The organism is Streptomyces sp. NPDC107562, assembly GCF_055657325.1.
On sequence record NZ_JBVKBE010000002.1, the window covers coordinates 1,009,336 to 1,022,951 of the forward strand.

The following is a 13,616-nucleotide window of genomic DNA, read 5'->3' on the forward strand; positions in this document are numbered from 1 at the left end:
CGGGACAAGTCCCCGATGGGATGAAGACGCAGGGCCGGGCCGCCTCCGCTGTGCGCGCGGTGGCGGCCCGGCCCCGCTCAGGAACCGGCTTCAGGAGCCCACGCGGTTCAGGACGCGCCCTTCAGGTGCCGCATGAGGCGTTCGAAGTCCTGCCAGCCCGACAGGTCCGAGGGGTCGCCGGGCAGCGGGTAGTACAGCGCCGGGCGGGTGCGCGGGCCGAGTTCACGCGGGCGCTCCGGCAACGGGGTGCGCCGGGCCCGGTCGCCGGGCATCGTGCGGACCTCCTCCGCGCCCAGCACGAAGGCGTACGGCACGCCCGGGCCCTCGAAGCGGGGCGGCACCGAGAGGTCGCGGCGGGCCCGGCGGATCTGCACCAGCATGGACTGCAGGTCGTGCCGGGTGGCGAGCTCCTCCGCGGCGGCGGGCACGGCGTCGTGCGGCACCTGCTCGTGCGCGCCGTAGCCGAACGCCATGGTGACGTCCTCCTCCACACCGGCCTTGGTGCGGGTGACGCGCACGGTCGCGAGGCCGGGCCGCTCGGGTGTGCCGACGACCACCAGCCAGGTCGACGCGGGCGTCCGCTCGTGGGCGACGTCGGTCAGCTGGCGCAGCGACCAGGGCAGGTTGGCGGGTTCCTCGGTGCCCCAGCCGGCCGGCGGCTCGCCGGTGACCGCCCGCCACACGGCCTCCACGGCGCCGCCGAGCACCAGACGGTCGTCGGCAGGGTGGACGGTGCGGAAGGAGATCGCCAGTTGGCGTTCGCCGGTGTCCTCGACGCCCTCCCCGAAGGTGCGGGCGACCGGCGTGCGCGGGTCCTCGGGGGTCGCCTCCGGTGAGTCGACGGTGACGAAGAGACCGTTGTCCCAGCGCAGGACGGCCCCGGACAGCCCGTCGTAGTAGCCGTCCCGCTCGTCCTGCACCACCCAGCGCGAGGGCCAGCCCGGCAGGGCGTTCCGCACCGCCGGGGACATGCGTGTGCCCGCGGGGGTGACGATCTGCAGGCCGCGTCCGGCCTCCCCGGCGGCGCGGAAGGCGTCCGCCAGCCATGCCGTCATCGCCACGACGGGGCGGTCCTGGATGACGACGGCGACCTTGTCGGTGAGGACGTCGACGGCGGGCTGTGCGGCGGCCTGGGCAGGCACGACGCTGATGCCGTCCGTGCGGACCAGGGCCATCGACCGCGCGGCCTCCCGGGGCCAGGCGGTGCCGCCGACGAGCGTGGCCAGCCGGGCGGCGAACGTCCCGGCGAGGTCCTCGGCCTCCTTGACGCCGGTCGTGGCGCGGGCCTCGGTCCACCAGTACGGCGTCTCCGGCTCCCGCGCCCCGAGCAGCCGCTCGGCCTCGCCCCGGACCTGCACGAGCAGGGGTGCCTCGACGGAGACCAGCGGGCGGCCCTGTTCGTCGCAGAGCCGCACCACGGCTCCGTCGCCCTCGGCGCCCACCAGCTTGTCGGGGCCGCCGGAGAGCAGGCCCGCGAGCACGCTCAGCGGGTCGGGCATCTTCTTCGTGAGGGCGATGACGTCCTTGGTCATGGGTTCACCTGGTCCCCGCGTAGACGGTCTGAATGAGGCGGGTGGCCTCGCCGCGGCGGAGCAGGGTGCCCCGGCCCGGCGGCTGCTGGCTCGCGTACACGCCTGGGAAGAGCTGGCCCTCGCTGCGGTCGCCGGCCATCACCAGCGCCGAGGCGCCGGACTCGCGCAGGCTCTGCAGCATCGGCTCGTACAGGCCGCGGGAGGCGCCCGCGACCCGCCGGGTCAGGACGAAGTGCAGGCCGATGTCGACGGCGGAGGGGATGTACGGCACGAAGGGCGCCAGCGGCTGCTGGCCGGCGGTGGTCAGGACGTCGTAGTCGTCGACGAGGATCACGATCCGCGGTCCCGAGAAGCTGCCGGGCTCCAGGTCGGCGCCGTCGGCGGCCTCGTCGGGCAGCCGCTTCTCCAGTTCGGAGGCGATGCCGGCGGCCAGGCCCGCGCACAGTTTGGCGTTGTAGGCGTAACCGCCCCGGTACTCCTCGGGGATGGCGCCGCGCAGGCCGCGGCGGGGGTCGAAGACGCCGAAGACCAGCTCGTCGTCGCTGTACCGCTCCATCAGCCCCTGCGTGATCACCTTGAGCAGGTTGGTCTTGCCGCACTCGCTGTCGCCCATGATCAGCAGGTGCTGGTCGTGGTGGAACAGGTCCAGCAGGACCGGGGCGAGCTGCGTCTGGTCCAGGCCGATGGGGACGCGGCGTGGCTCGGCCGCCGGAGTGGGCAGTTGCTGGGGTTCCAGGACGTGCGGCAGCACCCGCACCGGCTGGGCGACCTCACCGGTCCAGGTGGCGCGGACCGTGCGGGCGGTGCGCTCCAGGACGGCACCGAGGTCGGCGGTGTCGGCGAGGGAGTCGGTGCGGGGCAGGGCGACCTGGGCGAACAGCTTGCCGTCGGTGAGGACGCGGCCCTTCTCCTCGGGCGAGAGCGTCTGGGCGAGCTTGCGTTCGATGCTGGACTCGCTGGGGTCGTTCAGGCGCAGCTCGACGCGGGTGCCGAACTGGGACTGGGTGGCGATGCGCACGTCGTTCCAGCGGAGCATGCCTGCGACGACGTGGATGCCGTAGCCGCTGCCGCGCTTGAGGATGTCGGCGACCGCGTCGTCCAGTTCCTCGAAGTCGTCGCGCAGCGCGCCGAAGCCGTCGATGAGCAGCACGATCTCCGTGGAGGCCAGCTCGGTGACCCGGCCCGCGGCGCGCAGCGTGCGCAGCTGTTCGAGCGAGTCGACGGAGTGGACGCGGAAGAGCTCCTCGCGCTGGTCGAGCATGGCCCGCACCGAGTCAATGGTGCGGGCGGCCCGCTCCCGGTCGGCGCGGCCGGCGATGCCGCCGACGTGCGGCAGCCCGGACAGTGCCTGCAGACCGCCGCCGACCAGGTCGAGGCCGTAGACGCCGACCTCCTGCGGGGTGTGGGTCAGCGCCAGGGAGAGGGCGAGGGTGCGCAGCAGGGTGGTCTTTCCGGACGCGGGCCCGCCGATGACGGCCGCGTGGCCGCCGGCCAGCGTGAGGTCCAGGTACCACTGGCCCTGCCACTGCTTGGTGGGGTCGTCGAGCACGCCGAGCGGCACCCGCAGCGGGCCGCTCCGCTTGGCCAGCTGCATGCCGCGCGGGCCGACCTCGATGGGGCCGGCGACCTTGTCCAGGGCGACGGCGGCCGGCAGCGGCGGCAGCCAGATCTGCCGCACCGGGCGGGCGCCGGCGCCTTCGAGCTGGTCGATCATCACGCCCATCTCGGTGGGCCCGGTCTCCCGGCGCCGCATCTGCGGCTGCTCCACGGGAGCGGCGGCGGACTCCTCGCCGAGCGAGTTGTACGCGTCGTAGGCCAGGGCGAGCGGGCCGGTGTCCTCGCTCTCGCGCTGCACGGGGCCGCTGTAGCCGCCGGAGACGTAGCTCGCCTTGAACCGCTCGTAGTGGCTGGTGTCGACCTTGAGGTAGCCGAAGCCGGGCAGCGGCGGCAGATGGAAGGCGTCCGTGGTGTCCAGCACGGTGCGGGACTCGTCGGCGGAGAAGGTGCGCAGGCCCAGCCGGTACGACAGATAGGTGTCCAGGCCCTTGAGCTTGCCGCCCTCGATGCGCTGACTGGACAGCAGCAGGTGCACGCCGATGGAGCGGCCGATCCGGCCGATGGAGAGGAACAGGTCGATGAAGTCCGGCTTGGCGGTGAGCAGTTCACCGAACTCGTCGATCACCACGAACAGGTGCGGCAGCGGCTCCAGGTCGGGGCGCTTCTCGGCGCGCAGGGCGGCGTAGTGGCCGATGTCGGCGACGTTGCCGGCGTTCTTGAGCACCTGCTGACGGCGCTTGACCTCGCCGGCCAGGGAGGAGTGGACGCGCTCGACCAGGCCGGCCTGGTTCTCCAGGTTGGTGATGACGCCGGCCACGTGCGGCAGATCGGCGAAGGGGGCGAAGGTGGCGCCGCCCTTGTAGTCGACGAGGACGAGGGCGAGGTCCTCCGGCGGATGGGTGGCGACCAGCGCGAGCACGAGGGTGCGCAGCAGCTCCGACTTGCCGGAGCCGGTGGCGCCGACGCACAGGCCGTGCGGGCCCATGCCCAGCTCGGAGGACTCCTTCAGGTCGAGCAGCACGGGCTCACGGGAGTCGCTGATGCCGATCGGCACGCGCAGGAACGCCCGTTCGCCGCGCGGCGCCCACAGCCGGTCCAGGTCCAGGCGGGCCACGTCGTCGATGCCGAGCAGCTCGGCGAAGTCGACGGGTCCGGTCAGCGGGGCGTCGGCGCCCATGGAGTCGGCGGACAGCCTGAGCGGGGCCAGCATCCGGGCCAGGCCCTCGGCGAAGGCGGTGCCGACCTCGTCGACGGTGCCGTGGGCGCTGATCGGCTCGCTCTCGCGCAGGTCCTCGATGACGACGCGTTCGCCCTCGACGGTGATGCGGACGCCGACGCTGCCGGGTTCCTGCACCCGCTCGTCGAGCAGGTGGAGCACGCTGACACCCATGTCGCGCAGACCGACCGCGTCGTCGGGGCGCGGCAGGTCCACGGCGTCGTCGCCGTGCGCGTCGGCCACGACGATCAGCCGGGAGGACATGGCGAGCGCGTCGCGGCCGGACAGACCGCGGCGCACCTCGGCGGCGTAGGAGGCGCGGCGGCGCAGCTCAGGGCCGATCTGACGGGCCAGCTGGGGCATGGAGGGGGCGATCCGGCGGGCGGCGACGGGCCCGTCGAACTGCTCGCCGTCGAGCAGGTGGGGCAGCCACTTGGCCCACTCCCAGTCGCCGATGCGCTCGCCCGGCGCGGCCAGCGCCATCGCCACGTCGTCGGGGGCGTGGGTGGCGGCGGCCTGCGCGAGCAGGGCGCGGGCGACCCGGAGGGTGTCCTCGCGGCGGCCGATGACGCTGATGTTGCCGACCCGGTCGAGCGGGACGGTGAGCGGCAGTTCGGTGCCGGTGCCGAAGCGGGAGACCAGCGCGGAGGCCTCGTTCAGCATGAACTGGTCGGGCGGGGTGAGCACGGAGGAGCCCTGGTCGCCGACCTTCAGGTCGCGGACCGGCATCTCGCCGGTGCCGACCCGCACGCGCAGGAAGTCGCCATCCATGCGGCGCCGTTCCCACAGCCGGGCGGGGTCGCGCACGATGTCGTACAGGGCGTCCGGCGGCGGGTTGAGGACCTGGGCGCGTTCCCGGCGTTCGCGCTCCTCCGTGGACAGCTCCTCGCGCAGGTCCTCCAGGTAGGCGAGGTAGGCCTCGCGCTGGGTGCGGCGGGTGCGCTGGGCCTTGCCGCGCTGGGAGAACACCAGGATCAGCGAGCCGATGATGGTGACGACGAGGATGATCGCGCCCAGCGCCGCGAACTGGCTGTTGCGCACGACGGTCATCATCACGACGGACGACATCACACCGGCGACGGGCAGCAGCGAGGTCGCGATCGAACCCGTCTTGCCGTCGGGCAGGTTGGGCGGTGCCTCTATGGTGCGCGACGCGGGGGCGGCCGGGGGACGGGTGGTCCGGGCCGGGCGGTGGATCAGTCGGGTGCTCATCGTCGGTGCCTCTGCGGGTTCCCTTCCGGGGAGCTCAACGGCGCTTCTGGGACAGCTGGAAGACCTCCGCGGCGAGGCCGGCGGCGGCCTGCCGGGTGGCCCGCGCGAGCAGGTCGGTGCGGATGGCACCACCCGCCGCGAGATGCCGGTCGTACGGCAGGATCCGCACGTTCGCGCCGGTCGCCTTCAGCGGTTCGGCGGCCTTGGCGAGGTCGACGCCGGCGTGCGGCACCGTCTCGGTGAGCACGACGACCGTCGAGGTGGTGATGTCCCGGGGCAGTCCGCGCATCCACTGGAGCACGGCATGGGTGCTGGCGACGCCCTCCAGCGTGGCGGGCACGGTCAGCACCCGGGCCTGGGCGGCCGACAGCGCGGTACGGGCCACCTCGGCGGGCAGCGTCTCGCAGTCGACGACGGTCACCCCGAAATAGCGGCGCAGCGAGACCATGACGCGCTCGTAGGCCTTGGTGTCGAGCATGGCGCCGACCTGGCCCTGGCTGCCGGGCAGCAGCCAGGCGTTGTCGGGCAGTTGGACGAGGTAGCCGGTGACGTCGAGCAGCGACATCTGCGGCTCGACGACGTCGGCGAGGTCGCCCGTGGTCCAGCGCAGGTTCTCCGCGCCGAGCCGCAGCGGCAGCGAGCCGAGCGCCGGGTCGGCCTCGACGACGAGGACCGGGTCCTGCCGGTAGTGCGCGTAGGTGGTACCGAGCAGGGCGGCGACCGTCGTCTTTCCTGAGCCGCCGCGGATGGAGGTGACCGCGATCTGCCGGCCGGTGGTGACGGCCTGCTGGAGCACCTCGGCGGTGGCGGTCGTCTCGGCGACCTCGCGCGCGGCGGAGGAGGAGACGGTACGGCGTACCGCGCGCAGGGCGCGGGCGGCGAACGGTTCGCCGCGGCGGGGCTTGAGGCCGGTGTCCGCGATCCGTCTGTCGACGGCCGGGCGGGAGTCGGGGGTGGCGCGGGAGGCCGGGGCGCGGCGGGCGGGCGCGGGCCGTGCGGAGGCGGGCGCCGGGGCCTGCTGCTGGGGGTGGGCGGCGTAGGCCTGGCCCTGGTCGGAGTACTGCTGTGCCGGGACGGCGTGCTGCCCGCCGTGGCCGGGGTGTCCCTGCTGCGGGCCGGGGGCGGCCTGCGGCTGGTGGCCGTGCGGGGTCTGCTGCGGCTGGTGGCCGTGCGGCGTCTGCTGCTGCGGGACGTCCGGGGTGGGCTGCTGCGGGTAGCCGTAGGCGGGGCCGGGACCGGGCTGTGGGGCCTGGGCCTGGGGGTAGCCGTACGCCGGGGCGGGGCCGGGCTGGGGGCCCGGCTGCCCGGCGGACCCCTGCTGCGGCTGCTCCTGTGGTGAATGCGGCTGGTCCGGCTGCGCGCCGGACTGTTCCCCGGACCCGGACCGGGCGCCCGGCTGCGCGGCACGCGCTCCGCCCGCGCCGGCCCTCAGGTCGCGCAGGACGTCGCCCTGCCAGTTGTCCCCGCTCGGCATGTCGCCCTTTCCCTCCCGCGGCGCTCCCGCTTCGTCGTCCCGCCCGGAGCGACGCGCGTCGGCGTCTGGTATTCGAAGCCTCAGAACTTGTTGAGCAGTTGCCCGTAGATGCCGAACACCCCGACGGCGAGCGGGAAGAGCCCGATCACACCGAGGGACTCGATCAGGTCGGCCACGCGCCGCAGCCGCACCCGCACGTGCTCCGGCGGCTCGATCGCGAGGACGAGCAGCGGCAGCAGCGCCGCGGCGGCCAGCAGGACGAGCGCGCCGGCACCGCCCGCGTGGTCCAGCCACAGCACCGCGAGCCGTACGACGAGCAGCGCCGCGGCGCCGAACAGCGCCACGACCTCGGCGACCAGCGGGAAGGCCCGCGCCCGGGACAGCAGGACCACCGCGGTGAGCGAGGCCAGGACCACCGACCACGCGGCCGGGTCCTCACCGGTGGTCAGCAGCCAGCCGCCGGCGGCGGCCGAGGCGGCGGTGACCACGGTGGCGAGTGCGAGGCCGCGATGGGTGGCGGCGAGCGCGTTGCCCACCTCGTGCCGGCTGACGGAAGTGCCCGTGGAGCGGCGGTCGTCGAGCCCGGTGAGCCCGGAGGCCATCAGCGCGAGCCGGGGCAGCAGGCCGAGCAGCACCACGGAGAAGACCGCCATCACGGCGCCGAGCCGCTCCGGCCGGTCCTGCACGGAGGCGACGGCCTCCCACACGACGGTGATCACGGCGGCCGCGCCGGCCCCGATGAGTCCGCCGCGGCCCAGCGGCGAGAAGAAGGCCAACAGGACCAGGGTGACCACCAGGGCGGCGACGACCCCGGCCAGCCGGGCGGTGCCGGGCCAGTCGTAGGCGTCGGCCGTGGTCCAGGCGGCGAGCACGCCGAGTCCGCCGGACGCCATCAACAGGGCGCTGGCGAGCGCCACGTTGCCGCCGCCGGTCTTCGCCGCCACCGCGCCGGCGATCAGGAAGACGGCGGTCACGGCGAGCAGCGCGGTCGCGACGGACTCCGGCCCGAACTCCCGGCGGGCCAGCACCGCCGCGGCCACGGCGAAGGCGAAGGTGGCCACCCCGGCGCTGGCCCGGCGCGCGGCCGGACGCCAGCGCCAGGCACGCAGGTCGAGGTCGTCGGCGACCTGGTCGGTGACGTCGTGCACGACCGGGGCGGGCGGAGCGGCGTGGGCGCGCACCAGGCGCAGTACGGCGCCGTCCGGGACCTCGGCCGAGGACAGCGTGGCCTCGTGCGGGAGCACCGAGCCGTCGGTGCTGATGAGTTGCCGTGTGGTCGGCCGGGCGGCGGCCCGGTCGTCGAGCAACTGCAGTATGTCGGGGAGCAGTTGGCCGATCGGCGTGTCCGAGGGCAGAACGATGTCGGCGCGTCGCCGCTCACCGACCAGGGTGACCCGGCTCAGTTGAGTCCGGGACGTCGTTGATGTGCTCACCACTCACCGGAACCTATCATCGTGTCGTTTCGGCCATCGGCGTCGGCCGACGTGCTCACGTCAGTCACGCACACCGGGTTCACTGCTTCTCCCCACCGTCGGCGGCGGACCTGTCGGGCGACGGGTTGTACATCTGCTCCTGCTGCTGGCGCTGCTTCTCCTGCTCGGCCCGCTGCTTGGCGAGGGTGGACTGGATGAAGGACCAGCCGATGCAGCCGGCGCACAGGACGGCGGCGATGGCGATGCCCGCGAAGATCTTGCCGAGCCGCTCGTCGGCCGTGCGCCGGGCGCGCTGCGCGCCGAACAGCAGCGCGTCGCGCATCCGGCGCCGGCGCACCGCCACCGACTCCAGCAGTTGGCTGTCGTAGTCCCGTGCCATTCAGTCGTCGTCCCGTGCCGTAGTGGTCGTCGTCGTTCGTTCGTCGTCGTTCGTTCGTCGTCAAGCGTGCGTCGTCGGTCGTCGCGTCGCCGTCTGGTGCGAGGGTGCGCGCGCCGGGGGGCGTCAGTCGTCGGGGGTGAGACCGAGGAGGCCGCGCATGGTGGCGTATTTCTGCGTCAGCCGCCGCGCCGTGTGTTCGTCGAGCACGGCCAGACGGTCCGGGTCCGCGTTGTGGGCGAGGTCGGCGGCCTTGACGAGCCGGGCCCCCGGGGTGGTGAGGATCCGGCGCGCGTACGCCTGCGGCTCCTCACCCGGCCGTTTGGTCACGGCCCGTACGACGTCCTTGGTGCGCTGCGGCAGCGCGGCATGCGTCAGCCACTCCTCGCTGAGCACCCCGTCCTCGACCGCGTCGTGCAGCCAGGCGGCGGCGACGAGGTCGTCCTCCCCGCCCCGTGCGCGCACCCCTTCGGCGACGGCCGACAGGTGCTCGGCGTAGGGCCGTCCGGCCTTGTCCGTCTGCCCGTCGTGCGCGGTGCGGGCGACGGCCTCGACCTCGGTGAGACTCATCTCCTGCGGCATGCGGTTCCCCCTGACTTCGCTTCCGCAACATAAGTCATGGACGCGCCATGCGTACAGCCGGGGTGCGACGGCCTCTCGCGGCTTTTCACACCCCTCCCGACAGCCCTGTGACGATCATGAAGAGCACCCACAGGGCCGGGACGAGAGCGACGTACGCGCGCGGCCGCCGGCGTACCGGCACGCCCGGGTCGTGACGCGGGCCGAGGGTCCCCGGGCCCGGGGCGGGCAGCCGCTTCACCCGGCGCACCGCGAGGACGTTGCGGACCAGCGTCAACGGCGCGAAGACGAACAGCGAGAGGGGGCTCCACCAGCCGACGCAGAGGGTGTGGGTGGTGTAGGCCCGGTACACGGCCAGCCCGCAGGTCATGCACATGGGTCCGGCCGTCTTCTCGAACCCCATGAGGACGACGAGCCCACGGTGCGCCCGGAAGGCTACGTCCACGGCGGGGGAACCTCCGCAGAACCTGCACATGAGGAGGGAACCCTCGCGGTCGCCGGCGGGTTCCGGCCGGTCCTGCGAGGCCTCGTCGTCGGCTTGGTCGAGGGGACGCCGATCGTGGTCCGGGGCGGCGGCGGGGTGGCGGGCCATGTCCTCGATCGCGGCGACATCAAGGGCCTGCGCGACCGGGCCGATACCGGGTTCACGGCTGAGCAGGCTGAGGACGCCGCGCGGGGCGAGGCCACGTCCGTGCAGTTCCCGCGCCCTCTCGTGCCACTCCGCTCCCGCGAGGCCGTCCACCGGGCGCTGCACCCAGCCGACACTGGCGGCATCGCCCCAGAGGTACCCGGCGGTTTCGCCGTCGGGAGTGGTGACGGTGACGTAGTGCACGGGGTCGGGTGTGCTGGTCGGGCCCTGCGGCACGGGTTCAGCCTCCCGCAGCGAGTTCCTTGAGCACGGCCAGGGACGGGGCCTCGGTGCGGGAGCCCGGCACGACGTGGCTGTGCTCGTTGTCGTTCGCGCCCTGCGCGAGCTCGGTGAGCAGCGCGGTCGGCGCCAGCTCACGGGCCCGCCCACCCCGCAACGCCCGCACCCACCGCCCACCGGCGTTGACGGCCTGCGGCGAAAGGCCCTGCGGCACCACCCAGCCGGCCGCGCCGTCCTCGTCGTTCGCCCACACGTACCCGATGACCGTGCCGGCGCGGTCGGCGACCTCCAGGTACGCGACCGGTCCGTCGGTGTTCCGGTTGTACGTCGCGGGACCTGCCACCTGCTTCATCTGCAGGTCTTCCGCGAAACGCGAGTTGAGTGGTTGCTCGCTGCTCATGATGTCCACATTCCTGTATGTCTGCGCGATCCGCAAAGACGGCCCCGTCACCTCGTCAAGGGCCGATCAGTGCGACCTCGGCAGGACCTCCCCGTACGCGTGCCACTTGCCCGCCGAGTCCATGAAGACTCGCGTCACCTTGTACTGCGTGCCGCGCGCCAGCAGCAGCTCCCGCTCACCCTTGTTGGCGGAGATGTAGTCGATCCACAGAGCGGGCGTGCCCTTGGGCACACGCCAGTGCATGACCACCGGCTGGTGCTCGAAGGCCGGGTCCTTGCCGAGCGACGTGGAAGTGTAGCCGTCGTCGCCGTAGGTCCCGCCCTGCATGTCGAGCGGCGAGTCCAGTTCCAGGTGGTCGATCCGGGTACCGCGGACGACCATGATGTCCTCGGGTACGGGGCGGGTGCCCATCACCCGGTCCATGTTGTCGACGATGTCCGTGACCGGCGGCCGTACGGTGCCGTCCCGCAGCTGGCCGTTGATCTGCGTGTAGTAGAAGTCGCTGTACTTGTTCAGCGCATCCTTGGCGGCGGGGTCGAGCTGGTCGATGTAGTTGTTCCAGTACGCGTCGCCATAGTCCTGTCCGGCACGGTTGCTGGAGCTCGGGTACGGGTTCGTCCCCCGCTCCAGCTCCGCCGTCGCCACCGCGTGCCGCTCCGCGTCGGTGGCCAAGTTGTCGAAGTCGTCCGCCGACATGACGGGCTTGTACTCGAAGGGCTCTCCCGTGCCGCTGCCCGGGAGGTCCGTGCCCTGGTGGGGCGGGGTGCCCGGGGCGTCGGTGCCGTGGTGTGCGGCGCCGTCCACGACGTCGTCCCCGAGGCCCGTGTGGTCGCCGAGGTCGGTGTGGTCGCCGGTGTGCCCGGCGTCGTCCGTGTGATCGGCGCCGTGCGCGGCGTCGTCGGCGTGACCGCCGCCGGGGAGGTCGTGACCCGGGCCGTGCGGGGTGTCCGGGGTGTGGCCGCCCGGGCCGGGGCCGTCGGTGTGCGGCGTGGCCGGGAGGTCGTGCACCGGGTTGGCCCCGGCGGTCTGGTGGTACCAGGGGGTGCCGCCGGGGTGACCACCGCCGGTGTGCGGTGCGGTGGTCGGCGTCTGGTCGTACGCCGACGGCGACGGCGCGTGGTCGTAGGCCGACGGTGACGGCACGTGGCCGTACGGCGTCGACGAGGGCGGCGGTCCGAACTGTCCGCCGGGAGCGTTGTGGTGCGCGGCGTTGTCGACCGTGTGCGGCAGGCCGTCCCCCGCGTGCGCGCCCGCGTACACCGGCGGCTGGCCGGCGCCCTGGATCGTCCAGTGGGCCGGAAGTGTCGGGGTGGTCGTGCCGTGCGGAACCGTCGGCCCGGTCTCGTGCGGCACCGGCGTGGTGTCGATGACGCCGTCGGGAGTGACGAGGTTGCCGTTCGGGTCCATCAGACGGCCGTCGGGCAACTGGACGGAGCCGTCCGGGAGGGTGGGGATGTCGATGTTGCCGACACCCTTGAGGCTCGTGGCGATGTCGCCGATCTTGGACAGGCCGGCGCCGGCGCCCTTGGCGATGTAGGTCATCGGGTCGATGACCTTCGCCGTGGTGCCCAGCACCTTCGCGACCGCGCCCGCCTTGCCCGCACCCGACACCGCACCACCCGCACCACCCGTGAAGACGGTGGTCAGCACGTTGAAGGTGACCGCCCCGGCCGCGCGGGCCGGGTTCTTGCCCCACTGGTCCCACGCCACCAGCGCCTTGCCCGTCTCCTTCATCGCGGTGCGCGAATCCTTGATCCACGACGGGAGTTTGTCGTCGGGGAGGGTCCAGAACAGGGCGCCCACACCCGGGATCGAGGACAGCGCAAGCCCGGTGGCGAGCTGGGCGAGGCCCTTCCAGGCCTGGCCCATCGCGTCCCAGCCGCCGAACCCGACCAGCGTCCCCAGACCCTTGATCGTGCCCCAGATACCGTCCACGATCAGGCCGTCCCACACGAACGACTTCACCCAGTGGCCGACCTCGTACCAGTGATGCTTCTCCTCCACCGGGTCACCCCAGGGAAGCTTCGCGTTCTTCATGTCTTCCGCGGAGAACCCGTACTGGTCCTGACGGTCCGTACCGTCCCCCGCGACCATCTGCGTGCCGCCCCACAACCCGGTGATCCGGTTGTGGCACGTCCGCTCCGCCGCCCAGAACGCCGCCACCGTCGCGGTGATGTCATCGCGCAGCTGGTTGTGCTCGCCGACCTTGTCCTCGTCGTACTCCCACTCGTCGTCGTCCTTCACCGACCCGACGAACGTGACCGCCTTCGCCTTCAACTCCTTCAGCTTCGCCACCAGCGGCCGCACCTCCGCCGCATACGACGACAACGCCCCCGACACCTTCTCCAGACCATCCGCGAAACCATCCGCACGGTCCTTCACCGGCTTCGTCGTCGCGAACAACTGCTCCGCCTCCGGCGCCTGATAGAACGCCGACAGCCCCTGAAACTGCGAATGCACATCCGAACCGGCGTCCCGGACATTGCCCGCGTCCGTCTTCAACGCCGCGTGATCCAGCTCCAACTGCGCCAGATCACCGGTGAACTGAGGAATCTGCTCCGGCTGGATCACGCCGCACCCGCCCCCGGCATGTCCAGCTTCGGCGCCTTCAACGTATTACGCTGCGCTTCCGCCGCCATCTCCTGATCGCCGTTCAGATACGCCGTGGTGGCGTCGACCACGCCCTGCAACGACTTGCCCGCCCGGGCCGCCACGAACTGAAGATCCTTCGAAGCACGCTCCGCGTACTGCGACAACGCCAGAGCGACCAGACCGCCCTGCGCCTTCTCACCGCCCTCACCCCCGCCGCCCTCCGCGGAGATGGTGCCCGCACTCGAAGCCGCCGACGTCAGGTTGTCACCGAACGACTTCCCCAACTTCTCGAAACCCGACGCGGTCTCCCCCGTCGTCTTCAGCACACCCGAAATACCCTGCGGCTTCAGATCCCACCCGGGCACCACACACCCCCG

The 13,616-nt window shown here is 72.9% G+C and carries 10 protein-coding genes; all 10 read right to left on the reverse strand.

The window, feature by feature from the left end; all coding sequences use genetic code 11:
* Positions 1–107 precede the first annotated feature (107 nt).
* Positions 108–1,532 carry a DUF6177 family protein gene (locus ACZ7LV_RS10365; RefSeq protein WP_471937727.1) on the reverse strand — a complete coding sequence of 475 codons (1,425 nt, stop codon included), beginning with the start codon at positions 1,530–1,532 and terminating at the stop codon, positions 108–110.
* A 4-nt stretch (positions 1,533–1,536) separates the two neighbouring features.
* Positions 1,537–5,517, reverse strand: a complete 3,981-nt coding sequence (gene eccCa, locus ACZ7LV_RS10370; protein WP_471937729.1) for a type VII secretion protein EccCa — start codon at positions 5,515–5,517, stop codon at positions 1,537–1,539.
* 34 nt (positions 5,518–5,551) lie between these two features.
* A complete protein-coding gene (locus ACZ7LV_RS10375; RefSeq protein WP_471937731.1) occupies positions 5,552–6,991 on the reverse strand; it encodes a MinD/ParA family ATP-binding protein in 1,440 nt (479 codons plus the stop codon).
* 80 nt (positions 6,992–7,071) lie between these two features.
* Positions 7,072–8,427 carry a type VII secretion integral membrane protein EccD gene (gene eccD / locus ACZ7LV_RS10380; protein ID WP_471937733.1) on the reverse strand — a complete coding sequence of 452 codons (1,356 nt, stop codon included), beginning with the start codon at positions 8,425–8,427 and terminating at the stop codon, positions 7,072–7,074.
* A 76-nt stretch (positions 8,428–8,503) separates the two neighbouring features.
* On the reverse strand, positions 8,504–8,803 hold the full coding sequence (locus tag ACZ7LV_RS10385) for a hypothetical protein (protein WP_471937734.1): 300 nt from the start codon (positions 8,801–8,803) through the stop codon (positions 8,504–8,506).
* A gap of 123 nt (positions 8,804–8,926) precedes the next feature.
* The gene (locus ACZ7LV_RS10390; protein ID WP_471937736.1) at positions 8,927–9,382 is read right to left on the reverse strand and encodes an HD domain-containing protein; all 456 of its coding nucleotides are present in this window, start codon (positions 9,380–9,382) and stop codon (positions 8,927–8,929) included.
* An 85-nt stretch (positions 9,383–9,467) separates the two neighbouring features.
* Positions 9,468–10,244, reverse strand: a complete 777-nt coding sequence (locus tag ACZ7LV_RS10395; RefSeq protein ID WP_471937738.1) for a hypothetical protein — start codon at positions 10,242–10,244, stop codon at positions 9,468–9,470.
* Positions 10,245–10,248: 4 nt separating this feature from the next.
* The gene (locus tag ACZ7LV_RS10400; protein ID WP_471937740.1) at positions 10,249–10,647 is read right to left on the reverse strand and encodes a hypothetical protein; all 399 of its coding nucleotides are present in this window, start codon (positions 10,645–10,647) and stop codon (positions 10,249–10,251) included.
* A 66-nt stretch (positions 10,648–10,713) separates the two neighbouring features.
* On the reverse strand, positions 10,714–13,218 hold the full coding sequence (locus tag ACZ7LV_RS10405; protein ID WP_471937742.1) for an ADP-ribosyltransferase: 2,505 nt from the start codon (positions 13,216–13,218) through the stop codon (positions 10,714–10,716).
* The coding region (locus tag ACZ7LV_RS10410) for a DUF6507 family protein (RefSeq protein ID WP_471937744.1) at positions 13,215–13,616 on the reverse strand (402 nt) is incomplete at its 5' end. The genes ACZ7LV_RS10405 and ACZ7LV_RS10410, both read right to left, overlap by 4 nt.